The 21,416-nt window shown below is 69.9% G+C and carries 21 protein-coding genes; 9 read left to right on the forward strand and 12 right to left on the reverse strand.

The features are described from left to right. Positions 1-783, forward strand: a complete 783-nt coding sequence (locus tag CLU95_RS17475; protein ID WP_099797356.1) for a UPF0149 family protein — start codon at positions 1-3, stop codon at positions 781-783. 316 nt (positions 784-1,099) lie between these two features. Beyond that, positions 1,100-2,338: an MFS transporter gene (locus tag CLU95_RS17480; protein WP_180288628.1), complete on the forward strand. Its 1,239-nt coding sequence runs from the start codon at positions 1,100-1,102 to the stop codon at positions 2,336-2,338. On the opposite strand, the gene CLU95_RS17485 is transcribed toward CLU95_RS17480, so the two are convergent. From CLU95_RS17485 to CLU95_RS17500, 4 genes are read right to left on the reverse strand one after another with little or no spacing between them, the layout of a single operon-like run. Then, positions 2,328-2,645: a GNAT family N-acetyltransferase gene (locus CLU95_RS17485; protein ID WP_099794782.1), complete on the reverse strand. Its 318-nt coding sequence runs from the start codon at positions 2,643-2,645 to the stop codon at positions 2,328-2,330. The genes CLU95_RS17480 and CLU95_RS17485 overlap by 11 nt on opposite strands. After that, complete coding sequence (locus CLU95_RS17490) at positions 2,642-3,139, reverse strand: nuclear transport factor 2 family protein (protein WP_099794783.1); 498 nt, start codon at positions 3,137-3,139, stop codon at positions 2,642-2,644. Before CLU95_RS17490 ends, CLU95_RS17485 begins: the two co-directional genes overlap by 4 nt. Before the next feature lie 46 nt (positions 3,140-3,185). Next, entirely contained in the window at positions 3,186-3,701 is a 516-nt protein-coding gene (locus tag CLU95_RS17495; protein WP_257214651.1) for a CinA family protein, read from the reverse strand. Positions 3,702-3,706: 5 nt separating this feature from the next. Then, a complete protein-coding gene (locus CLU95_RS17500; protein WP_373669150.1) occupies positions 3,707-4,261 on the reverse strand; it encodes a phosphatidylglycerophosphatase A family protein in 555 nt (184 codons plus the stop codon). Between the two features lie 162 nt (positions 4,262-4,423). Between CLU95_RS17500 and CLU95_RS17505 the strand changes: the two genes are divergently transcribed. Then, complete coding sequence (locus tag CLU95_RS17505) at positions 4,424-5,890, forward strand: MFS transporter (RefSeq protein ID WP_099797359.1); 1,467 nt, start codon at positions 4,424-4,426, stop codon at positions 5,888-5,890. Here the strand turns inward: CLU95_RS17505 and CLU95_RS17510 are convergent. After that, positions 5,887-7,599 (reverse strand): FAD-dependent oxidoreductase, encoded by a 1,713-nt coding sequence (locus CLU95_RS17510; RefSeq protein WP_099794785.1) that lies wholly within the window; start codon positions 7,597-7,599, stop codon positions 5,887-5,889. The two genes, CLU95_RS17505 and CLU95_RS17510, sit on opposite strands and share 4 nt — an antisense overlap. Positions 7,600-7,624: 25 nt before the next feature. Continuing rightward, positions 7,625-8,644 (reverse strand): Bug family tripartite tricarboxylate transporter substrate binding protein, encoded by a 1,020-nt coding sequence (locus tag CLU95_RS17515; RefSeq protein ID WP_099794786.1) that lies wholly within the window; start codon positions 8,642-8,644, stop codon positions 7,625-7,627. Positions 8,645-8,743: 99 nt separating this feature from the next. On the opposite strand from CLU95_RS17515, the gene CLU95_RS17520 reads away from it, so the two are divergent. Then, positions 8,744-9,643, forward strand: coding sequence for a LysR family transcriptional regulator (locus CLU95_RS17520; RefSeq protein ID WP_099794787.1), 900 nt, complete (start codon positions 8,744-8,746; stop codon positions 9,641-9,643). Positions 9,644-9,665: 22 nt separating this feature from the next. Here the strand turns inward: CLU95_RS17520 and thiL are convergent, their stop codons facing one another. Beyond that, a complete protein-coding gene (gene thiL / locus CLU95_RS17525; RefSeq protein WP_099794788.1) occupies positions 9,666-10,622 on the reverse strand; it encodes a thiamine-phosphate kinase in 957 nt (318 codons plus the stop codon). A gap of 139 nt (positions 10,623-10,761) precedes the next feature. On the opposite strand from thiL, the gene CLU95_RS17530 reads away from it, so the two are divergent. Next, positions 10,762-11,901, forward strand: coding sequence for a helix-turn-helix transcriptional regulator (locus CLU95_RS17530; RefSeq protein ID WP_099794789.1), 1,140 nt, complete (start codon positions 10,762-10,764; stop codon positions 11,899-11,901). 87 nt (positions 11,902-11,988) lie between these two features. Beyond that, the gene (locus CLU95_RS17535) at positions 11,989-12,774 is read left to right on the forward strand and encodes an SGNH/GDSL hydrolase family protein (RefSeq protein WP_099797360.1); all 786 of its coding nucleotides are present in this window, start codon (positions 11,989-11,991) and stop codon (positions 12,772-12,774) included. 18 nt (positions 12,775-12,792) lie between these two features. Here the strand turns inward: CLU95_RS17535 and CLU95_RS17540 are convergent, their stop codons facing one another. After that, positions 12,793-13,422 (reverse strand): isochorismatase family protein, encoded by a 630-nt coding sequence (locus CLU95_RS17540; RefSeq protein ID WP_099794790.1) that lies wholly within the window; start codon positions 13,420-13,422, stop codon positions 12,793-12,795. A 108-nt stretch (positions 13,423-13,530) separates the two neighbouring features. On the opposite strand from CLU95_RS17540, the gene CLU95_RS17545 reads away from it, so the two are divergent. After that, positions 13,531-14,520: a GlxA family transcriptional regulator gene (locus CLU95_RS17545; protein WP_099794791.1), complete on the forward strand. Its 990-nt coding sequence runs from the start codon at positions 13,531-13,533 to the stop codon at positions 14,518-14,520. Between the two features lie 9 nt (positions 14,521-14,529). Here CLU95_RS17545 and CLU95_RS17550 read toward each other — a convergent pair whose 3' ends face one another. The 4 genes from CLU95_RS17550 to apaG are packed head-to-tail and all read right to left on the reverse strand — an operon-like array spanning position 14,530 to position 19,413. Beyond that, positions 14,530-15,747, reverse strand: coding sequence for a YbdK family carboxylate-amine ligase (locus CLU95_RS17550; protein ID WP_099794792.1), 1,218 nt, complete (start codon positions 15,745-15,747; stop codon positions 14,530-14,532). Beyond that, positions 15,744-17,015, reverse strand: a complete 1,272-nt coding sequence (locus tag CLU95_RS17555; RefSeq protein ID WP_099794793.1) for a cation:proton antiporter — start codon at positions 17,013-17,015, stop codon at positions 15,744-15,746. Before CLU95_RS17555 ends, CLU95_RS17550 begins: the two co-directional genes overlap by 4 nt. After that, positions 17,012-18,985 carry a site-specific recombinase gene (locus CLU95_RS17560; protein ID WP_099794794.1) on the reverse strand — a complete coding sequence of 658 codons (1,974 nt, stop codon included), beginning with the start codon at positions 18,983-18,985 and terminating at the stop codon, positions 17,012-17,014. Before CLU95_RS17560 ends, CLU95_RS17555 begins: the two co-directional genes overlap by 4 nt. Before the next feature lie 32 nt (positions 18,986-19,017). After that, positions 19,018-19,413 (reverse strand): Co2+/Mg2+ efflux protein ApaG, encoded by a 396-nt coding sequence (apaG, locus tag CLU95_RS17565; RefSeq protein WP_099797361.1) that lies wholly within the window; start codon positions 19,411-19,413, stop codon positions 19,018-19,020. A 60-nt stretch (positions 19,414-19,473) separates the two neighbouring features. Between apaG and rpe the strand changes: the two genes are divergently transcribed. Together rpe and CLU95_RS17575 are read left to right on the forward strand one after the other, a co-directional pair. After that, entirely contained in the window at positions 19,474-20,169 is a 696-nt protein-coding gene (gene rpe / locus CLU95_RS17570) for a ribulose-phosphate 3-epimerase (RefSeq protein WP_099794795.1), read from the forward strand. A gap of 147 nt (positions 20,170-20,316) precedes the next feature. Continuing rightward, positions 20,317-21,303, forward strand: coding sequence for a succinylglutamate desuccinylase/aspartoacylase family protein (locus CLU95_RS17575; protein WP_099794796.1), 987 nt, complete (start codon positions 20,317-20,319; stop codon positions 21,301-21,303). Positions 21,304-21,416 lie beyond the last annotated feature (113 nt).

A 21,416-nucleotide genomic window follows, 5' to 3' on the forward strand; every position in this document is an offset into this window, starting at 1 on the left:
ATGACGACCACCCCAGACACCCCCGATACCCCTGACACCGCCCCCCAAGCCCTGGGCCCCGACGACTTCGACGCCCTCGACACCGCGCTCGACGCCATGCGTGAGCACGACGAAGAAATTCCCCAGTGGGAGTTCTGCGAAGGCTTCATGGCCGCGCTGATCTGCACGCGCCGCCCCATCGACCCCACCGAATACTGGCCCGTGCTGCTGGGCGACCACTTCGTGCCGGCCCAGCACATGGAGTTCGTCTGGAACTGGAAGCGCCGCTGGCGCGAGATCGAGGAAGGCCTCGACGCCCCGGTCGAATCGCTCGAGGACGAGCGCAGCTGGCAGCCTGAAGTGCTCGACACACGCGGCGCCATCGCCTCGCTGCCCGAGGAAGAGCGCGCCGACATGGCCGCCGAAGAGATTCCCTCGTTCGCCCAGGTCTGGGCGCTCGGCTTCATGTACGCGGTCGAAAACTGGCCCGAAGACTGGGCCGCGCCGCGCGACAAGGAAGCCGCTCAGATGCTCGACGACGCGCTCGACAACCTCGTCGCGCTGACCGAGGACGACACCGCCAAGCCCACGCTGTCGATGTACGACGAGAACGGCCCGCCGAGCGTGAGCCAGCAGCGCCTGGACGACTTCGGCGCCGCGATCTGGGCGGTGTACGACCTGCGCCAGCTCTGGAAGAGCCTGGGCCCGAAGGTCGAGACGATCCGCAAGGAAGCCACGCCGGGGCGCAACGATCCGTGCCCTTGTGGCAGCGGCAAGAAGTACAAGAAGTGCCACGGTGAGTGACTGGGGTCGTTCCCTGGTTTCGCGTGACGTGCCGTGTTCAGGGCGCGATCACGCCGACGGGGCACCTTGCTCCGCGAATGTCCTCCGGCCTTCGGCCTCCCCCTTGATTTCGCTGCGCAAGGCACCCCATCAGCGTGATCGTTGTTCGCAGCGGTCGTCGATCAGCCGCGAACCAGCGGCGTGCCCTCGTGCACAGGGCATTGGGTGCTCCCCGCAGCGAAATCAAGGAGGAGCCGAAGGCGGGGGACATTCGCGGAGGGGAGTACCCGATGTCCTGTGCACGCGCCCTGAATCACAGCAAAAACACTGACGCCCCATGAGCCCCACGCCTGCAGCACTGCCCCTGACACCCCGCGCCGCCTGGGTCATGGTCCTCGCGCTCTGCGCAGGGGTCGCGCTCAGCCAGGCGTTCCGCACCGTCGGCGCCATCATGGCAAGCCCGCTGCAAGCGGACTTTCATCTCTCCGCCCAGGCCCTCGGGATCTTCTCGGGGGCTTTTCACTTTGCGTTCGGCGCGATGCAGCTCTTCATGGGCATCGGCATCGACTTGCACGGCGTGCGCCGCACGGTGCTCGTGGCCTTTCCCGTGGCGATCGCGGGCGCGCTGGTGTCGGCGATGTCGTCGAGCTACCTCATGCTGGTGGCAGGGCAGGCACTGATCGGCGTCGGCTGCGCACCGGCCTTCCTGGTGTGCACCGTGTTCATCGCGCGGCACTTTCCGGCGGCGCGTTTCGCCACCGTGTCGGGCATGGTGCTGGCCATCGGCGGCCTGGGCATGTTGGCCACGGGCACGCCGCTCGCGTGGCTGGTGCAGGCGTATTCGTGGCGCGCAGGTTTCCTGGTGCTCGCCCTGGCTTCTGCATTGGCCTGGCTCGCGATCTGGCGCTGGGTGCACGAGCCCGCATCGGCCGTGCCGCAGAAGAAGGAGTCGATTCCCGAAGCCGTGCGCCAGTTCGGCGCGCTGTTCGCGATGCCGCACACGCTCGGCATCATGGTGCTGGGCGCGGTGACGTACGCGGCCTTCATTTCGCTGCGCGGGCTGTGGCTGGGCCCGCTGATGATGGAGCGCCACGGCTACTCGCTGGTGCAAAGCGGCAACGTCGCACTCGCGGTGTCGGTGATCGCACTGTTCGGCTCGCCGCTGTTCGGCCGCTTCGACCGCGACGGCGCCGCGCGCCGCCGCTGGATCGTGGCCTGCGGCCTCTTCTACGCCGGCCTGTTCGCGCTCATCGCCGTCGTGCATTCCGCATGGCTCGACATCGCGGGCATGGTGCTCATCGGCGTGCTCTCGGGCTTCATCGTCTGGCAGTACGCCGACGTGCGCGTGGCCTATCCGGCCGCACTCACGGGCCGCGCGATGGCGGTCTTCACCATGGCGATGTTTCTCGGTGTCGCGTTCATGCAGTGGGGCACGGGCGTGGCCGCCTCGGTGGCCGCGGCGCATGGCGGCGATCCGCTGACCGCCGTGCTGGCGGTCATTGCCGCGCTGCTGGTGATCGGCATCGCAGCCTTCGCGTGGCTGCCCGCGCCGAAGGCGGCCTCCGTCAGATCTTGAAGGCGCGCTGGATGTCCGGCCGGACGAGGTCGGCGTACTCGCGGTGCTTGCGGATGTAGCCCGCGATGAACTGGCACACCGGAATCACATGCCGCCCGTTGGCGCGCGCCTCGTCGAGCACGTGCTTCGCAATGCCCGAGCCCACGCCCTTGCCTTCATGCTCGGGCAGCACCTCGGTGTGCGTGAACAGGATCGCGTCGGTCAGCAGGTTGTACTCGGCATAGGCCGCGAGCTTGCCGTCGAGCGCAGCCTCGTAGCGGTGCTGCGCTTCGTTGTTCGTGAAGGTGAGTGCGGGCGATGTGGTCATGAAGGTTGGCGTGCAAGAAAAGTGGCGAGGTTGGCTGCAGCCGTGGCGCGCACCTTGTTGCGCAGCATCGGCGTCCAGCCCAGCAGCAGGCCCGGCGTGCCCAGCGCCTGCCGCGACCAGGTCCAGAACGGAAAGCGGTCGCGGTGCGTGGCGATCAGGCCGTCGGGCGTGAAGGTGAAGCGCGCGTCGATGCTGTTGTCGACCAGCCGGCCGGTGGCGCTGAAGCGGTAGTGGGCGTCCCAGTGCGCGCTGCCCGTGCGGCCGTCGGCCTGCACGTCGCGCCAGCTCAGGCGCCACACGTCGGCGCCCTTGGCCTTGGTGGCCTCGCAGAGCATGCGCCACATGCCGCCGATCTCGCGCTGGCCGCGCAGCGAAAAGGCCTCGTCGTCGAACACCGCGTCGGGCGCGTAGCAGGCGGCCATGGTGGCGGCGTCGAGTTGCGAGAACGCGCTGTAGAAGCGCTCGATGGTCGGGGCGTGGGTGGCTGCGGTCATGGGGCCTCGCGGTGGTGGTGTCGGATCATCGCCGGATGTGGCGGAATCAGCGCGGCAGCAGCTGGATCAGCGTCTGCAGCGCGTAGTGCACCGTGGCCGCACGCACCGTGGCGCGGTCGCCGTCGAAGCGGCGGCGCTCGGTGCGCACCTGCCCGTCGACCGACCAGCCGAACCACACCGTGCCCACGGGCTTGTCGGGCGAGCCGCCTGCGGGGCCGGCCACGCCGGTCACAGCGACGGATGCGCGTGCCGGTGCGCCGCGGGCAATGGCGCCCTCGGCCATCGCGCGCGCCACGGGCTCGCTGACCGCGCCGTGGACGTCGATCAGCGCGGCGTCCACGCCCAGCATCTCGGTCTTGGCGGCGTTCGAGTAGGTGACGAAGCCGCGCTCGAACCACACGCTGGAGCCCGCGAGGTCGGTGCAGGCACCGGCGATCAGGCCGCCGGTGCAGCTTTCGGCGGTGGCCATCATCCAGCCCCGGGCCTGCAGCCGCTCGGCCAGCGTCGCGACGAGCGCGGGGGTGTCCTGTTCGGCCAGTGCAGAGGAAGTGGAAGGTTCCATCGGGTTCACCATGCGCGCCACAGCGCAATGACCAGCAGCGTGCAGAAGGCCGCCACGAGGTCGTCCAGAAGAATGCCGAAGCCGGCACGCCACCACTGCACGCGCGCGGGGTCGCTCGGCTTGAAGGCGGCGTCGGCCCAGCCCACCGGGCCGGGCTTGGCGGCGTCGAAATATCGGAACAGCGCAAAGGCCACGACCTGCGCCCACAGGCCGGCCGGCGTCACCAGCCAGAGCACGAGCCAGAAGGCCACGATTTCGTCCCACACGACGGCACCGGGGTCGGACACGTTCATGTTCCGCGCGGCCACCGTGCAGGCCCACCAGCCGATCGGCAAGCCGGCGAGGATGATCCAGCCGATGGTCGCGGGCGTGAACCACAGCTGCATCACCACGAAGGCGGCCCAGGCCCAGAGCGTGCCCACGGTGCCGGGCGCGAAGGGCGACAACCCCGAGCCGAAGCCCAGCGCGATGAAGTGCGCAGGATGCGAGAGCAGGAAGTGCAGGGTGGGGCGACGCATCGGGGGACGGGGCAGGGCGCCGGTGGCGGGAGAGGAATCCATCGAAGAAGGAGAGGAAGAAGAAGCAGCGTGCATCGGTTTCGAAGTGTCGCGCATCCCGCTCGACGCCTGCACGCCGAAGTTTCTATTTATCAAAGCAATAGCTTGTTTAATTGAGGGGCGCCGCCTAGTATCCAGGCTCCTTTGGCGTTCTCCTTCGTTCCCATGTCGTCCTCCTCCTCTTCCCTCGACGCTGCCGCCGTTGGCGCGCCGCCGCCCACCGCCGCATGGCGCGACCTGTTCAGCGGGCGCAACGGCTGGCGCGCGCTGGCGCTGACCGGCGGCGTCGCGCTGCACGCGGTCAACGTCCACATCGTGACCACCGTGCTGCCCTCGGTGGTGCGCGAGATCGGCGGACTCGACTGGTACGCCTGGAGCACGACCTTGTTCGTGGTCGGCTCGATCCTCGGCGCCACGCTCTCGGTGCGGCTGCTGGCCGCGCGCGGGCCGCGCGGTGCCTGCCTCACGGCGCTGGCCGTGTTCACCGCCGGCTCGGTGGGCTGCGCGCTGGCGCCGGCCATGCCGTGGCTGCTCACGGGGCGCACGGTGCAGGGCCTGGGCGGCGGCCTGCTGGGGGCGTTGAGCTACGGGCTGATCCAGCGCGTGTTCGAACCCCGCCTGTGGCCGCGCGCGGTGGCGCTGGTGTCGGGCATGTGGGGCGTCGCCACGCTGTGCGGGCCGGCCGTGGGCGGGCTGTTCGCGCAGGCCGGCCATTGGCGCTGGGCCTTCTGGGCGCTGCTGCCGGTCGCGGCGGCGCAGGCCCTCTTGGTGACGGTGCAACTGCGGCCCGCGGCCGGCATCCGGCACGACCGCCCGGCGCAGCTGCCGCGCGTGCCGGCGCCGCAGATCGCGCTGCTGGCGCTGTCGGTGCTGGTGATTGCGGCCAGCGGCTTCTGGCCCAGCCTCGCGGGGCAGGCCGTGGGCGTGGCGCTGGGCCTGGCCATCGGCTTCGCCGCCACCCGCATCGACCGCCGCGCCGGCGCCGTGCGCCTGCTGCCGACCGGCGCCTATGCGCTCGGCACGCCGCTGGGCGCCATCTATGCGAGCGTGGCACTGCTGCTCATCGGCACCACCACCGAGATCTTCGTGCCCTACTTTTTGCAGCTGCTGCACGGCCACACGCCGCTCATGGCGGGCTACCTCACGGCGGCGATGGCGGGCGGCTGGAGCATCGGTTCGCTGCTCTCGTCGGGCCGCAATGGCGCGGGCGCCGACCGCATGCTGCGCGCCGGGCCGGTGGTCTGCACGGCAGGCCTGCTGGCGCTTGCGTGGCTGCTGCCGACGCCGGGTGCGCTCGGGGCCAACGTCGAGACCGCGCTCGTGGCCTTCGCGCTGGCGGCCGTCGGCTTCGGCGTGGGCATCGGCTGGCCGCACCTGCTGACGCGCGTGATGGCGCTCGCGCCGCGCGGCGAAGAAGGATTGGCGTCCGCGTCGATCACGACCGTGCAGCTCTACGGCATGGCCGTCGGTGCGGCGGTGGCCGGGCTGGTGGCGAATGCGGCGGGGCTCACGGTGCCGGGCGGCGTCGACGGTGCGCGCTCGGCTGCGATCTGGTTGTTCACGGTCTTCGCGCTGGCCCCCGCGGTCGCGGCCTGGCTGGCGGCGCGCGCGGTGGCTCGGCGCCAGCGCTAAGCCAGCACGCCTTCCCAGGCGAGGGCCCGGCGGCGTCCGCGCTCGCGCCGCGATGCGCCGCGCAAGGTAGCGACCAGGTCGTACACATCGGCCGGCAGGTGCGCACCACGCCACGCGATGTGCTGGTCGGCGCGGCACATCACGAGCCGGTGCGCATAGGCCTTGGGCAGGCTCGCGGTCTCGATGTCGAGCACCGTGAGCGGCATGCGGTACGCGGCAGCCGCGCGCTCCAGCGGGCGCACGTCCACGCTGCGGTCGAAGCGCAGCAGCGTGTAGCCCGGGCCGAAGGCGTCGTACAGCGAGCGCCCGTCGGCCAGCCAGAAATGCGGTGCGCGGCAGCCGGGCACGGTGGAAGGCGTGAACTCGCCCATCGAGTACGGCGGCGCGCGGTGCTCGCCGTCGGGCACGATGATCGGCGAGCCGGTGTAGAAGTAGCCGAAGTTGAGCCCGCCGCAGCAGAACTGCTGCACGTTGAGCGCATAGGCTTCGCGGCCGATGTCGGCGCGCAGCGCATCGCCTTCGGGGCCGGGCGCCTCGATGTCGGGCGGCACGGCACGGCGCGCGCGGATCATTTTTTGCGCATGGTCCATCGCGAACTGCGACACCTGCTCGGTGATCGGCAACCGCTCGGCCTCGTAGGCGTCGAGGATGGCCTCGTCGGCCCAGCCCTGCACGCAGGCGCCCAGCAGCCACGAGAGGTTGAGCGCGTCGGCGATGCCGGCATTCATGCCGTAGCCCGCGTAGGGCACCCACAGGTGCGCGGCGTCGCCCGCGAGGAACACGCGGCCCTCGCGAAAGCGCGTGGCCACGAGGCGCCGGCCGATCCAGTCTTCCTTGCTGATGATGTCGTAGTGAAAGTCGGGGCCCACGCCCAAAATCTCACGGATCGAGGTGTCGCGGTCGACCGAATCGAACTCGGGCTCTTCGGCGTTCAGGTGGTTGTGCACCAGCCAGGTCTCGTGGCCGTCGATGGCGAACATCGTGCCGCAGCGGCGCGGGTTCATCGCGTAGTACGACCACGCGGGCTTGCCCGGAATCAGCTCGCGCAGTTGCGGCGCGCGGATGAAGGTCGACTGCACGCGCTGGATGACGGCCGTGCCTTCGAGCTTGGCGCCGATCTGCTTGCGCACCGGCGAGCTGCCGCCGTCGCAGCCGACCATGTAGCGGCAGCGGATGCTGCGCGTGGCGCCGCTGTCCATGTCGGTGGCGATGGCGCTCACGCCGTCGGCGTCCTGTGTGAAGCGCTCGAACTGCGTGCGGTTGAGCAGCGTCACGCCCGGCAGCGCGGCCGTGTGCTTCAGCAGAATCGGCTCGAGGTAGATCTGGTTGATGCGGTGCGGCGGCTCCGGCGTGGGCCACCACGCATCGGGGCCCTCGGTCTCGGTGTAGCGGTCGCGCCGGCACGGAATCGGAATGCGCGTGAGCTCGGTGCCCGTCACCGAGGTGCGAAACACCACGTCGTTCGGATGATCGGCCGGCAGCCCCGCATCGCGCAGCTGCTGCGCCACGCCCAGGCGGCGGAACTGCTCCATGGTGCGCGAGGCCACGTGGTTGCACTTCACGTTCGGCGGCTCGGCAAAGCGGCGCGTCTCGCACAGGATCACGCGCACGCCGCGCGAGGCCAGGTCCATTGCCAGCGTGAGGCCCACGGGGCCGGCGCCGACGATCAGCACGTCGGCTTGCATCGGGGTGTCGGCGGTCTTCGTCATATCTCTCTGTTGGCTTGTCTGTCGTTCAGTCGAGCTTGATGTGGGCGTCCTGGATCACCTGGGCCCACTTCTTCGTCTCGGCGCGGATGTAGCTGTCGAAGGACTCGACCGAGCCCGGCGCGGGCTCCACGCCGAGCGCGCGCATGGCGGTCTTCACCTGCTCGTCGCCGAGCGCGGCATTGAGCTCGGCATTGAGCCGCGCCACCACCGGCGCGGGCGTGCCGGCCGGCGCGACCACGCCGAACCAGCCGGTCGAGTCGTAGCCCGGCAGGCCGGCCTCGGCCACCGTCGGCACCTCGGGCAGCATCGGCAGGCGCTGCGGGCTGGTCACGGCAAAGGCGATCAGCTTGCCCGCGCGGATCTGCTGCAGCGACGAGGGCAGGTCGACCACCGCGAGCGGAATCTGCCCGCCGAGCACATCGAGCGCCGCCGGGCCCGAGCCGCGGTAGGGCACCTCGACCAGCCGCGTGCCCGCCATCTGGTTGAACAGCGCCGCCGACAGGTGCATGGCCGTGCCGTTGCCGCCGTGGCCGATCGACAGCGTGGCCGGCTTCGCCTTGGCCAGCGCAATGAGTTCGCGCTGCGTCTTCGCGGCCACCGAGGGATGGCCGACCAGCACGAAGGGAATGGCCGCCAGCATGCCCACCGGCTTCAGGTCTTTCTGCGGATCGAAGGGCATCTGCGGGTACAGGCTCACGTTGGCCGCCAGCGCGCCCGCGGCGCCCACGCCCAGCGTGTAGCCGTCGCCCGGCGCCTTGGCGACCAGTGTGAGCCCCACGTTGCCGCCCGCGCCGGGGCGGTTGTCGACCACCACCTGCTGGCCCAGCTTCTCGTTCAGGCGCGGCACCAGCATGCGCACCACGCCGTCGGCGCTGCCGCCGGGCGGGAAAGTCACGACCATGCGGATCGGTTTGGTGGGGAAGTCGCCCGCGGGGGCTTGTGCGAGGGCCGGGCCGACCAGCAGCAGCGAACCCGCCGCGCCCCACAGCAATCGCCTGCGTCGCTCACGAAACGCGCGCATGCCGCGGGCGATGGGTGCTGTCATTCGGGCCTCTCCTTGAATCCGGTGCTTTGATTGGGGATTGAACGATGGCAGGATTCATTCGTAAATCAAGAAATTCCGAATGATTTTTCAATTTTTCTGATGAATACGAACTTCAGTCCTACGATGCGCCAGCTGCGCGCGTTCCTCGCGGTCTACCAGCTGCGCAAGCTGGGTGCTGCGGCCACGCGGCTGTTCGTCACGCAGTCGGCCGTGAGCATGCTGATCCGCCAGCTCGAAGAGGGCCTGGGCACGCGCCTGTTCGACCGCACCACGCGCGCGCTCAAGCCCACGGCCGCAGCTGAACAGATGATTTCCACGGTCGAGCGCGTGCTGCGCGATGTCGATTCGCTCTCGGCCGATTTCCGCGAACTCGCCACGCTGGAACGCGGCCGCGTGACCCTGGCCATCACGCCCACGCTGGCAGGGTTTTTATTGCCCGATGCCCTGCGCGCCTTCGGCGAGCAGCACCCGAAAGTTCGCGTGCTGGTGAACGACTGCGCGCCCGACCAGTTTCTGTCGCGCATCCTCGGCGAGCACGTCGACTTCGGCATCGGCACGCCCGAGCGGCCCGGCCCCGAGGTCGAGGTGCAGCGCCTCATGCGCGACCACCTCGCCGTGGTGTGCCGCACCGACCATCCGCTGGCCAAGGCGCGCGTGGTGCGCTGGTCTGACCTGGGGCGCCACCCGGTCATCACCGTGCGCCCCGGCTACGGCGTGCGTCCGCTGATCGACGGCACGGCGGCAGAGGCCGGCGTGACGCTCGACGTGGTGAACGAGGTGTCGTTCCTGTCCACCGCGCTGTGGATGACGGCGGCGGGCATGGGCGCGTCGATCATGCCGTCGGCCTTTGCGCGCGCCGAGAAGAACCCGGTGCTCGTGGTCAAGGTGCTCAGCGCGCCGCGCGTGGCGCGCGACATCTCGATCGTCACCAAGCGCGGCCATTCGCTGTCGGCGGCGGCGCGGGCGTTCATCGAGGCGTTGAAGCAGAGCCTGCAGTAGCCGTGGGGGCGGCGGTGGCCCGTCAGACGAAGTGGTCGAACGAGCCGAAGCGCTGTGACACCGGCGCACCGCCCGCATCGACGATGCGCAGGCCCGCGTCGGCCTCGATGCGGCCGATGCGCGTCACGCGCGTGGCGCTGTTCACTCCGGCCTGCAGGACCGCATCGCGTACCGAGGCCGGCGCAGTGAACACCAGTTCGTAGTCGTCGCCGCCCGAGAGCGCGCAGGTGCGCAGCGCTTCGGTGGGCAGGCCGGCCGTGTCGACCGCGATCAGCGCGGTGGTTGCATCGGCATCGAGCGTGGCGCCCACGCGGCTCGACGCGAGGATGTGGCCCAGGTCGCCGATGAGGCCGTCGCTCACGTCCACCGCCGACGTGGCGATGCCGCGCAGCGCCTGGCCCAGTGCCACGCGCGGCGTGGGTTGTTCCATGCGTGTGCGCGCTTGTGCGAAGGCGTCGGCGGGCAGGCTCAGCGTGCCGCGGAACACCTCGAGTGCCAGCCGCGCATCGCCGAGCGAACCGCTCACCCAGAGGTCGTCGCCCGCGCGCGCGCGCGAGCGCAGCAGCGCGGCGCCGGCCGGCACTTCGCCGAACACGGTGATGCAGATGTTGAGCGGGCCGCGCGTGGTGTCGCCGCCCACCAGCTCGCAGCCGTGCGCGTCGGCCAGCGCGAACAGGCCGCGCGAAAAACCTTCGAGCCAGGGCTCGTCCACGCCGGGCAACGCCAGCGCCAGCGTGAAGGCCAGCGGCTTCGCGCCGCAGGCGGCCAGGTCGCTGAGGTTCACAGCCAGCGCCTTGTGGCCGAGCCGGGCCGGCTCCACCGTGGACAGAAAGTGCCGCCCCTCCACCAGCATGTCGGAGGACACGGCGAGCTGCATGCCCGCGGCCGGCGCGAGCAAGGCGCAGTCGTCGCCCACGCCCAGCGGCGAGCGCGTGGCGGGACGTTTGAAATAGCGTGTGATCAGGTCGAATTCACCCATGGGTGCGAGAGCATAACGACCTCGCGCGAGGCCGCCCTGGCCGGGCCCTCCGGACCTGGGGGGGGGCTGACACTGGAAGCATTTTGTAATACCGTGCTGCAAGCGGATACATCGAAAGTCCAACCAGGAGGAGGTCGCCATGACAGCCATCGTGCAGGGAGGCGTGTCCGCTGAGGCAGACACCGACCGGATCGTGGCCCTGCTGTACGACGGGATCACCTGTCCCGGCGACTGGTACGACGCCCTCGATGCCATGCGCGAAACCCTCGGCGCCGCCTGCTTCCACACGCTCACGGTGCGGCGCGCCGACTTCTCGGTGGTGGGCATGGGGCTCGCCAACCTGGAGAGCCCGCCCGACAAGGTGCGCGAGTACGAGCAGCACCTGGCCCGCGACGACATCCGCATGCAGATGCCGGTGAAGGCCCCGCTGGGCACGCCGGTGGCCGACCACACCTACTTCGGCGCGCGCGCCCTGTCGCACAGCCCGATCTATGTCGATTGGCTCGCGCCGCTCGGCCTGCGCCACACGCTGGCCATGGGGCTGCGCACCGACGACGACACGCGCGAAGTGCTTGGCTTCATCCGCCCCCGGGCCGAGGCGCCCTACGGCCCCGAGAGTGAGGCCTTCTGCCGGCGCCTGTCGCCGCACCTCGTGCGTGCCAGCGAACTGCGTGCCCGCATGGCGCAGCTGGGCGAGCACGCGGCCACCGGCCTGTCGGCGCTCGACGCGCTGCCGCAGGGCATTGCCGTGCTCGACGAGGCCTGCCGCATCGACCACCTGAACGCCCGCGCGACGGCCTGTGCGGGCCAGGGCGGCCTGTTCGACAGCGCGCAGGGGCGGCTGCGGCTCGCGTCGTCCGCACTGCGGTCGGCCTTTGAACAGCGGGTGCGCGAGGCCTGCGCCCCGGCCGGCGGCGCGCGCGCCGGCGTGCTGCACCTGCCTGTGGCCGGCGGCGTGGTCCGCGTCACGGTGCTGCCGCTGAAGCCTTCGCACCCGCTGGCCGTGCTGCGCCAGCGCCATCGCGCGCTCGTGGTCTTCGCCCATCCGGCCGAGGCCGTCGCCACCGACCCGCGGCAGATGGAAAGCCTGCTCGGCCTGAGCCCGACCGAGGCGCGGCTCGCGCTGCTCATCGCGAGCGGCAAGACCGTCAAGGACTTCGCCGCCGCGCAGCATTGCTCCGAGCACACGGCGCGCAGCCACCTGCGCAACGTGATGCGCAAGACCGACTGCCACCGGCAGGCCGAGCTGGTGCTGCTGGTGCAGTCGCTGCGGGACTGAGAAAGGTTCTACCGCGAACGGGGGATGGCGCCGCGCGGCGCTTGCGAGAACCATGGCGCCCGATACAACGACAACGAGGAGTTCGCCATGGCTGTCTACTGGGACGAAACCAAGATGCAGATGGGCCCGCACGGCACCGCCACGATCCTCGCGTTCGGCGATTCGTGGTTCTGGTACCCGCTGCCGGGCGGCTGCCTGCTGAACTACCTGGGCGACGTGGTCGGCGCGCGCGGCCACGTGATCCTGGCCAAGGGCATGAACGGCGCGGAAACGCACGACTACGTCGACGGCAAGTACCGCAACGCCGTGCGCGAGTCATTGCGCCTGTACGGGCCGACGCTGTCGGCGGTGTTCATCAGCGGCGGCGGCAACGACTTTGCGGGCTTCAATGACCTGCGCCCGTTGCTCAAGACCGAATGCTCGGCCGAGACGCAGGCTTCGCAGTGCTTTCGCAACGGCACGGGTGGCTTCGACCAGTTCCTTGTCGACATGGACGAGCAGTACCGCGCGCTCATCGGCCTCATCTACACCCGCACCAGCGTCGACTGCCACATCGTCATGCACAGCTACGACTACGCCCCGCCCACCGGCGAGGCGCTGTTCGGCCGCGAAGGCTGGTTGCGCCCGGCACTGGTCGACGCGGGCGTGGCGCCCGAGCTGTTCAAGCCCTGCGTCGATCACCTGATCGACGGCTTCCACGGCATGCTGCAGAACATCGCCGCGGGCGACCCGCAGCATCTGCACGTGGTGGACAGCCGGGGCACGCTGGGCCCGACCGACTGGGCCAACGAGCTGCACCCCAACGGCCGCGGCTTCAAGAAGATCGCCGTGGAGCGCTGGAAGCCCGTGCTGCAGCCATTGAGCCTGGCCTGACCCGACCTCCTGCGAGGTTCAGACGCCGCGCGCGCGGCGGTTGGACATGACCACGTTGTCTTTCTCGATCGCCGCGCTGGCCTTCAGCGCAGCAACCCACGCGTCGGTCGTCGTTACGGCCGCGAAGTTGCTGTGGAACACGACGCTGAAGACGCGGTGGATCTCTTCGGCGCTCACGCGGCCGGCCGCATTCTCGTAAGGCAGCGCGCCGGTGGCGTCCGACAGGAACTCCACGTTCAGCCCGCGGTGCATGGCTTCGAACACGGTGGACGCGTCGCAGTTCTGCGTCATGTAGCCGGTCACGCTCAGCGTGTCGATCTCGTGGCGCGCGAGCCAGTCGGCGAAGTCGGTGCAGGTGAAGACGCTCGGGAAGGCCTTGGTGACCAGGTGGTCGCGCGGGCGCTTGGCGATCTCGGGGTGCAGCTGGCCGTAGAAGTTGTCGGCCTGGAAGACCGGCGCGCCCTTCGGGGCGTGGTGCTGCACCACCACCACCGGCACACCGGCCGCACGGGCCGCGTCCATGGCCTGCGCGATCTTCGGCAGCGAGCGCTCGACCGGCGGGTATTCGATCGGCAGGCCGCCGCCTTCGAAGTATTCGTTCTGCACGTCGATGACGACAAGGGCGCGGCGCGGTGCGGATTGGCTCATGGGGTCTCTCCTTCGGTGGTGGTTGTTGTGTCTGGAATGGCTTGATTCTTCATGCACGGCAGGTTTTGCGACAGTGGCCCGAAAGCCATTCATCGATAAGATCGGGCCATGCGCTCATCTGCCGCCAAAACCATCGCCGAGACCATTGCCGTGGTCGCCTTCGACGGCATCAGCCCCTTCCACCTCTCCGTGCCCTGCATGGTGTTCGGCGAAGACCGCACCGACACCGGCGCGCCGCGCTTTCGCGTGCAGGTCTGCGCGCCCGAGCCCGGGCCGCTCGCCACCAACGCGGGCTTCACGCTCGTGGTGCCGCAAGGTCTGGAGGCGATCCGCCGCGCGCAGATCGTGGTGGTGCCGTCATGGCGCGACGACGGCCGGCCCGCGCCGCCCGCATTGATCCGTGCGCTGCAGGCGGCGCACCGGCGCGGCGCCACCGTGGTCGGGCTGTGCCTGGGCGCCTTCGTGCTGGCCGAGGCCGGCCTGCTCGACGGGCGGCCCGCCACCACGCACTGGCACCTGGCCGCGGCGTTCGCCAAGCAATATCCGCAGGTCGTGCTGCAGCCCGAGGTGCTGTACGTGGACGACGGCAACGTGCTCACCTCGGCGGGCACGGCCGCGGGCATCGACTGCTGCCTGCACCTGCTGCGCGTGCGCTACGGCGCCGACACCGCGAACCGCGCCGCGCGTCGCATGGTCGTCGCGCCGCACCGGCAGGGCGGTCAGGCGCAGTACATCCAGCAGCCCATGCCGGCGGCGGCCGAACGCGACCGGCTCACGCCGCTGCTCGAATGGCTGGGGCGGCATCTGCAGACGCCGCACGAACTCGACGAGCTCGCCAATCGCGCGCTCATGAGCCGGCGCACCTTCACGCGGCGCTTTCGCGAATCGACGGGCACGACGGTCGGCCAGTGGCTGCAGAACCAGCGGCTGGCGCTGGCGCAACGGTTGCTCGAAACGACCGACCGCTCCGTGGAGCGCGTGGCGGCCGATGCGGGTTTCGGCTCGGCCGTGCTGCTGCGCAAGCACTTCGCCACGGCGTTCAAGGTGTCGCCGACGGCGTACCGACGGCAGTTCTCGCAGGAGGCGGTGACGGCCTGAACGACTGACTCAGGCCGCGCCGCGAAAGCGCAGCGAGGCCTGCCGCACGACTTCCGCCAGCAGCCGTTCCTTGCCCTGCTTCTCGCGCAGCCAGCGCGCGTCGTTGCGGTTGGCCTCGACGCTGGTGCGCAGCTCGCCCAGCGCTTGCGTGGCGTTGAGCGCCTCGCTGTGCCATTCGAGCTGGGTCATGGTCATCAGGATGTGGTCGCGCAGCGGCATGTGCTGGCCGGTGGCCGGGTCGACATACACCGCGTCCAGGCCGAAGCGGCAGGCCTGGAAGCGGTTGTAGGTGTAGACGAGGTAATCGTCCTCGCACGGCTCGAAGGGCTGCTCCTGCAGGAACCATGCGGCCAGCGACTGCACGTAGCCTGCGAGCGCGGCGGCGCGCTCGATGGTGAGCGGCGTGTCGAACACGCGGATCTCGATGGTGCCGAACTCGGGCTTGGGACGGATGTCCCAATAAAAGTCTTTCATGCTGCGCACGACGCCGGTGCGGGTCATGCGCTCGAAGTAGGCCTCGAATTCCTTCCAGCTCGTGGTGAAGGGCGCGCGGCCAGAGAGCGGAAAGGCGAACACCGAGTTCAGGCGCGCCGAGTCGAACTGGGTGTCCTGCCCCTGCACGAACGGCGACGAGGCCGACAGCGCAATGAAGTGCGGGATGTAGCGCGACATGCGGTGCAGCATGAGCAAGGCCGAATCGGCGTCGGGGCAGCCGATGTGCACGTGCTGGCCGAAGATGGTGAACTGCTTGCTCAGATAGCCGTACAGCTCCGACAGCTCGCGAAAGCGCGGCTTGTCGTAGATGCGCCGCTCGTGCCACTGCTGGAACGCATGCGTGCCGCCGCCGACCACCGCGATGTTGAGCTTGTCGGCGTTCTTGATCAGCGCCTCGCGGATCGGCGACAGCTGCGTGATCACGTCCTGCGCCGAATGGCAGATGTCGGTCGAGATCTCGATCATGCTCGACGTCATCTCGGGCACCACGCTGCCGGGCAGCGGGGTCTGGGCCATCAGGCGCAGCATGTCTTCGGCATACGGCGCGAGGTCGTAGTCGTGCGTGTTGACCAACTGCAGCTCGAGCTCCACGCCGAGCGACAGCGCTTCGGACTTGTTGAAGGGCTCGAGCTTGACGGCGCGGCTCGCCGGGTCGGCGGGCAGCGGCGCAGAGCGCACGTCGTCGCTGTCCGGATCGATCGGAGAGTTGGTGGGGTTGCTGTTGCTGCTCATCGCTGCGTGTCTTCCGTGGTGCTGAAGGCCTGCGGCGTCCAGGGGACCGAACTCTCGCCCACGGCGTGGATTGCCACGGTGGCGAGCACGGCGCCCAGCACTTCCATCAGCAGAATCGAGGGCAGGGCGACCTGCGTGATCATGGTGCCCAGGAGCGGCGAGGCCGATGCGAAATTGGAGGCAATCAGCAGGGCGATCGACGACAGCGGCGTCATCGCGCAGCCGACCCAGAAGGCCTGCTTCCAGCTGGCGCCGCTGCCCGGGTTGGCAATGGCTACGCCCGAGATCTTGGTGACCAGGCGCACGCCGATCACGGCCAGCACCACGCTCGCCACGGGCAGGGTCCAGTCGGCCTGCGCCGCCACCATCGACACCAGCACGAACATCAGCATGGTGAGCAGCGACGAGGCGGTGCCGAGCTGGCGTTGCCAGGCCCAGGGCTTGGGGTTGAGCGTCTTGAGCAGCACGCCGCCGATGAGCGCCGCCAGCGGCGCCGAGCCGCCGATGTGGGCCGTGAGCGCCGCGCCCGCCGCGATGATCGCCAGCAGCAGGATCGAGGTGTTCTCGCTGTTCGGGCTCATCACGCGCAGCGCCGAGCGCAGCGCCAGCGCCATGATCGCGCCGACCACGAACGACATGCCGAGCACCACCGCCACCGGGTAGAGCTTGAGCATCAGCGACTGCGGCGCGCGCTCGATCAGGCCGGCCTGCGCGTAGCCCAGCGTGAGCGCATAGAAGGTGTTGAGCGTGGCCAGCGTCATGGCGCGCTCGGTCACCGGGCCGGCGGCGCGGGTGTCCATGATCACGCGGCTGAGCACGGCCGGCGAGGCGACGATCGCCATCAGCGCGATGGGGTTGGCCACCGGGTCGGGCAGGCCCAGCAGAATCAAGACCCAGTACACGCCGAAGTACGTCAGGCTCGCTTCGAGCAGGCTCTGCACCAGCACCATCGGGTTGTGGCGGAACCAGCGCAGCGGCAACCGCCCGCCCGCCTCGAACAGCACCACGGCCGCGCCCAGTTCCAGCAGGAACAGGCTGATGCCGCGCAGCGGCCAGATCGCGCCCTCGAAGCCCGCAAAACCCACCACCGCGCCCACCACCGAATAGCCGATGACCTTCGGCATCCCCAGGTAGCGCTGCACCAGGTGGCCGGAGGCGGCGGCGACGGCCACCAGAAGGGCCCAGAGCACGGTGGGCAGGCCGGCCGAGGGGCGCGCCCATTCGGCCCAGAAGCCCTGGAGTTCGGCGAGGAAGGCGGTCAGGTTCATGTAGGCAGGAAGAAGCTCACCGGCCGGCTGCGCCAGCGGGCCCAGATCGCGCTGCGGATGCGGGCGCGGTCACCGAGGCTCACGCTGTGCGCGCGCAGCGCCAGCCGGAAAGCGAAATAAAAACTCACGCTCACATTGAGCGCGCCGATCACCGGGATCGCCGCAACCGCCCACCACAGGGCCGGCTGGTGCAGTGCCGGCAACCCGATGGATGCTGCCGCCGCCGCGATCTGGCCGGCCGACAGCGTGACATGGCGCACATCCAGCCCGAGCCCGAAGAAGCCCGCGAACGCAGGCAGCAGTCCGAGCATGAGTCCCAGCGAGATGTTGGAGGCGAAGCCTGAGATGTGTGTGCGCATGAAGGCGGCCCAGCGACGGGCCCGGGCGGCACCGAGAAAGGCGCCGATGCGAGGGTTGTAACGCATGGCGGAGTCCAGGCGATGCAGGACAAAGGCGTTTTCTGTCCATCCGGCGACGATGCTGGACGAAAACAGCAGGATGCCGGTGAATGCCGCAAAAAGCGCGGTAGGGCCGAGCAATGACAGCGAATGCAGCGTCGAGGCCGCATGGGCCGCGTCCAGCAGCGGCCGGCCCAGCGCGGCCTGGCAGCCCCACACCAGCAGGCCCACCGCGGGCACCACCAGCAGCACGTTGCCCAGCACGGCCGCCACTTGCGAGCGCACGAGGTTGGCCACCTCGTCGACGAACTGGTTCACCGCCTCGTCCGACTTGATGTCGCGCAGCCGCGCTGCCATGGCGGGCGCGGTCATGGCCGGCTGCTTGGTCGCCAGCGTGAGGTGCAGCAGCTGGATCGCGACAAAGCTGGCCGCATACATGAGGCCCGCGGCCAGCCCGCTCCAGAAGGCCGACAGCGCCAGCGCGTAGATGCCGAACTTGGCCAGCACCGTCAGCGCCGTGAACGCGCCGCCGCCGGCGGCCTTTTTCACCATCTGCAGGTAGCTGCGGCGGTCGCGGGTGATGTAGTGCTCGCCGGTCTCGGCGCTGCGCTCGGTCACCTTGGCCGCGAGCATCGACGAGTTGGAGGCGATCAGCGCGCGGATGCTGTTGCGCTCGCCGCCCGCCAGCACCAGCTTGCCGACCAGCCGCGCCATGCTCGGCCCGGGCACGGGCGAGATCAGGCAGTCGAGCAGCTCGCGGATGCGCAACACGCGCTCGCGCAGCTGGCGCAGCCGGAACACCAGTCCGACCGAGATGCCGTTGTCTTCCAGGTGCGTGTAGACCGACGAGGCGCTGGAGCGGCAGGCGTCGAGCCGGTCGCGGAAGGCGACGAAGGCGGCCTGCAGCGCGTCTTCATTGCGCGGCTGCGCGAACATCTGCTCGCGCAGCGCGTCGAGGTCGGACATGAGCGCATGAAAAGGGCGCGCCTCGCCCGCTTCGGGGCTGATGCGAAGCCGCAGCTCGGGCGAAAAACCCGTGGCCACCACCTGGCTGCAGCAGTAGGTGACCGCGTCCATCACCGTGTGGCGCCAGCGCGGCGAGCCGTCGTGCGCGGGCGCGGCGTCGGACAGCAGTGCGCCGATGCGCGCGAGCTGCGTGTCGTCGAGCAGCGCGATCCAGCCGGCGTCGAACACGCCGGGCAGCACCAGCCGGAACAGGTCCGAGGCGTCGGTGGTCTCGGGCGTGCCCGGCAGTATCTTGCGGCGCATGCGCTCGCCGAACTCGCTCAGGAAGGCGGTGCGCGGTGCAAAGCCGTAGTCGGCCAGCAGCGCCGTGAGGTCGACCGCCTGCGTGAACGCGCGCCACCAGGCGCGCAGCCGTTCGCACAGCTCGGGCCGCGCCTCGACGGCGTCGAGCAGCAGTTGCACGCGGCCGATGGCGGCCTGCGGCGAGGCACGGTCGCCGCGCAGCCAGTCGAAGAGGTTGATGAGCCAGATGTGGCGCTGAGCCACATCGGCCGTGGGGTCGAGGCCGGCAAGCAGCCCCTGCAAGTCGCGCGATGCGGCAGCCATGGGGGAGCGTAGAAAAGGGAAGGGCCGTGCGCTCAGTGCAGCACGCGCGAGACGGGGGTGCCGCCAACGTCGGCTTCGAGCACGAACATGGGAACGGGCACGTCGAAGCGCTCGCCTTCCTCGGTCACCACGAAGAAGCTGCCGTGCATCGTGCCGCTGGGCGCCTGCAGGCGGCAGCCGCTGGTGTAGCGGAAGGATTCGCCCGGTGCCAGCAGCGGCTGCTGGCCGATCACGCCCAGGCCCTTGACCTCTTGCGGATGGCCCGAGGCGTCGTTGATAAGCCAGTGGCGCGCAATCAATTGCGCGCCCACCGCGCCCACATTGGTGACGGTGATCGTGTAGGAGAAGGTGTAGACGTTGTCCTTGGGCGAGGACTGGTCGGCCAGGTAACGCGGTTCGACCTGTACGCTGAAGGGGCTGTGTGACATGGGGCGCATGGTAACGGAGGCCTTTCCTCGGGTTTCCGTCGGCTGCGAGAATCCGGGGTTATGAGCAGCACCCCGTTCCGCATTGCGCCCTCCATTCTTTCCGCCGACTTCGCGCACCTCGGCCAGGAGCTGACCGACGTGATCGCGGCCGGCGCCGACTGGATCCACTTCGACGTGATGGACAACCATTACGTGCCGAACCTGACCTTCGGCCCCATGATCTGCCAGGCCCTCAAGCCCTACGCCAAGACCGCCGACGGCACGCCCGTGCCGATCGACGTGCACCTGATGGTGCAGCCCGTCGACGCACTGGCCGCGTCTTTCGCGCAAGCGGGCGCTGACTACATCAGCTTCCACCCCGACGCATCGCCCCACACGCACCGCAGCATCCAGGCCATCCGGGCCGCGGGCTGCAAGCCCGGGCTGGTGTTCAACCCGGGGCTGGGCCTGGAGGCGCTCGACTGGGCCATCGACGACATCGACCTGATCCTCATCATGAGCGTCAACCCCGGCTTCGGCGGCCAGAGCTTCATCGACTCGGCGCTGCGCAAGATCGAGCAGGCGCGCAAGCGCATCACGCAGAGCGGGCGCGACATCCGCCTCGAAGTCGACGGCGGCATCAAGGCCGACAACATCGCCCGCGTGGCCTCGGCCGGCGCCGACACCTTCGTGGCGGGCAGCGCGATCTTCAACGCCAAGGACTACGGCGCGGTGATCCGCGACATGCGCCAGCAGCTGGCGACGGTCGGCGCGTAAGTTTCTTTTTCCGCGCCCTGTTCTTCGGGGCGCGCTCCCGCCGGCGGGGGACGTACCCGGTGTCCTGTGCACGGACCCCGCGCACCCCATGCACCCCTGACAAGGGCCTTTTTGCGTTCAGGAAAAAGCCGCAGCAATAATCCCGGCATGTCCTCCGATCCTTTTGCCAGCGTGGCCACCGACAGCCTGCGCCTCCATGCGTTTGCGTCGCTGAACCCCGGTCCGCGGCTGCTCGTGATCGGCGGCGTGCATGGCGACGAGACCTGCGGCACCGAGGGCATCGCGCGCGTGCTGGCCGAGTTCGAGGCCGGCGCACTGCAACTGCTGCGCGGCGAACTCACGCTCGTGCCCGTGGCCAACCCGCTCGCACGGCGCCGCCTGCAGCGCGAGGGCGAGCGCAACCTCAACCGCCTGTTCCGGCCGAGCGACACGCCTGCCGACTACGAAGGCCGCATCACCAACCGGCTGGCGCCCGTCATCGCGCGCCACGACGTGCTGCTCGACCTGCATTCCTTCCAGAGCGAGGGCGAGGCCTTCGCCATGATCGGCCCGCGCGACAACAGCGGCAGCCTCGAACCCTTTGCGCGCGCGCAGGAAGAAGGCCGGCTCGCGCTGCACATCGGCACGCCCATCGTCGTCGAGGGCTGGCTCGACATCTACGCCGCCGGCCTTGCGCAGCGCGGCGCGGCGGTCGACGAGGCCGCCATCGACTTCGGCCGCGGCACCAACGAATACATCCGCAGTTGCGGCGGCTACGGCGTCACGCTCGAATGCGGCCAGCACCAGGACCCGCAGGCACCCGAGGTGGCGTGGCGCGCCATTCGCCGCACGCTCGCGCAGCTGGGCATGGCGGCGCTGCCGCCGGGCTTGCTGGCCGCGCCCCCGCAGCCGCCCCAGCTGCTGCGCCTGGCCAGCGTGACCGACCGCCTGCACGAAGACGACAGCTTCGTGCGCGACTGGGCCACCTTCGATGCCGTGCAGCGCGGCGAACCCGTCGGCATGCGGCACGACGGCACGCTGGTCAGCGCGCCCGAAGACGGCTTCATCGTGTTCCCGAACGCCCTGGCGCTGCCGGGCGCCGAGTGGTTCTACTTCGCGCGGCCCAGCGAGCGCGTGCTCGACCCGGGCGCCTGACGCGCTCGCCTGTCGGCGCCCTCCTACCGGGGACGCCCACCTTCTCCCACAGACGGGGAGGGGCGGCCACTACGGCCCGCGCACCGGGCCGCACCTAAGCTTCCCCTTTGCGG

Source organism: Variovorax sp. 54 (genome assembly GCF_002754375.1).
Classification (GTDB): Bacteria; Pseudomonadota; Gammaproteobacteria; order Burkholderiales; family Burkholderiaceae_C; genus Variovorax.

Coding starts and splice junctions, on each gene's coding strand:
- CLU95_RS17475 (WP_099797356.1), top strand. CDS start 1: ATGACGACCACCCCAGACACCCCCGATACCCCTGACACCGCCCCCCAA.
- CLU95_RS17480 (WP_180288628.1), top strand. CDS start 1,100: ATGAGCCCCACGCCTGCAGCACTGCCCCTGACACCCCGCGCCGCCTGG.
- CLU95_RS17485 (WP_099794782.1), bottom strand. CDS start 2,645: ATGACCACATCGCCCGCACTCACCTTCACGAACAACGAAGCGCAGCAC.
- CLU95_RS17490 (WP_099794783.1), bottom strand. CDS start 3,139: ATGACCGCAGCCACCCACGCCCCGACCATCGAGCGCTTCTACAGCGCG.
- CLU95_RS17495 (WP_257214651.1), bottom strand. CDS start 3,701: ATGGAACCTTCCACTTCCTCTGCACTGGCCGAACAGGACACCCCCGCG.
- CLU95_RS17500 (WP_373669150.1), bottom strand. CDS start 4,261: ATGGATTCCTCTCCCGCCACCGGCGCCCTGCCCCGTCCCCCGATGCGT.
- CLU95_RS17505 (WP_099797359.1), top strand. CDS start 4,424: ATGTCGTCCTCCTCCTCTTCCCTCGACGCTGCCGCCGTTGGCGCGCCG.
- CLU95_RS17510 (WP_099794785.1), bottom strand. CDS start 7,599: ATGACGAAGACCGCCGACACCCCGATGCAAGCCGACGTGCTGATCGTC.
- CLU95_RS17515 (WP_099794786.1), bottom strand. CDS start 8,644: ATGACAGCACCCATCGCCCGCGGCATGCGCGCGTTTCGTGAGCGACGC.
- CLU95_RS17520 (WP_099794787.1), top strand. CDS start 8,744: ATGAATACGAACTTCAGTCCTACGATGCGCCAGCTGCGCGCGTTCCTC.
- thiL (WP_099794788.1), bottom strand. CDS start 10,622: ATGGGTGAATTCGACCTGATCACACGCTATTTCAAACGTCCCGCCACG.
- CLU95_RS17530 (WP_099794789.1), top strand. CDS start 10,762: ATGACAGCCATCGTGCAGGGAGGCGTGTCCGCTGAGGCAGACACCGAC.
- CLU95_RS17535 (WP_099797360.1), top strand. CDS start 11,989: ATGGCTGTCTACTGGGACGAAACCAAGATGCAGATGGGCCCGCACGGC.
- CLU95_RS17540 (WP_099794790.1), bottom strand. CDS start 13,422: ATGAGCCAATCCGCACCGCGCCGCGCCCTTGTCGTCATCGACGTGCAG.
- CLU95_RS17545 (WP_099794791.1), top strand. CDS start 13,531: ATGCGCTCATCTGCCGCCAAAACCATCGCCGAGACCATTGCCGTGGTC.
- CLU95_RS17550 (WP_099794792.1), bottom strand. CDS start 15,747: ATGAGCAGCAACAGCAACCCCACCAACTCTCCGATCGATCCGGACAGC.
- CLU95_RS17555 (WP_099794793.1), bottom strand. CDS start 17,015: ATGAACCTGACCGCCTTCCTCGCCGAACTCCAGGGCTTCTGGGCCGAA.
- CLU95_RS17560 (WP_099794794.1), bottom strand. CDS start 18,985: ATGGCTGCCGCATCGCGCGACTTGCAGGGGCTGCTTGCCGGCCTCGAC.
- apaG (WP_099797361.1), bottom strand. CDS start 19,413: ATGTCACACAGCCCCTTCAGCGTACAGGTCGAACCGCGTTACCTGGCC.
- rpe (WP_099794795.1), top strand. CDS start 19,474: ATGAGCAGCACCCCGTTCCGCATTGCGCCCTCCATTCTTTCCGCCGAC.
- CLU95_RS17575 (WP_099794796.1), top strand. CDS start 20,317: ATGTCCTCCGATCCTTTTGCCAGCGTGGCCACCGACAGCCTGCGCCTC.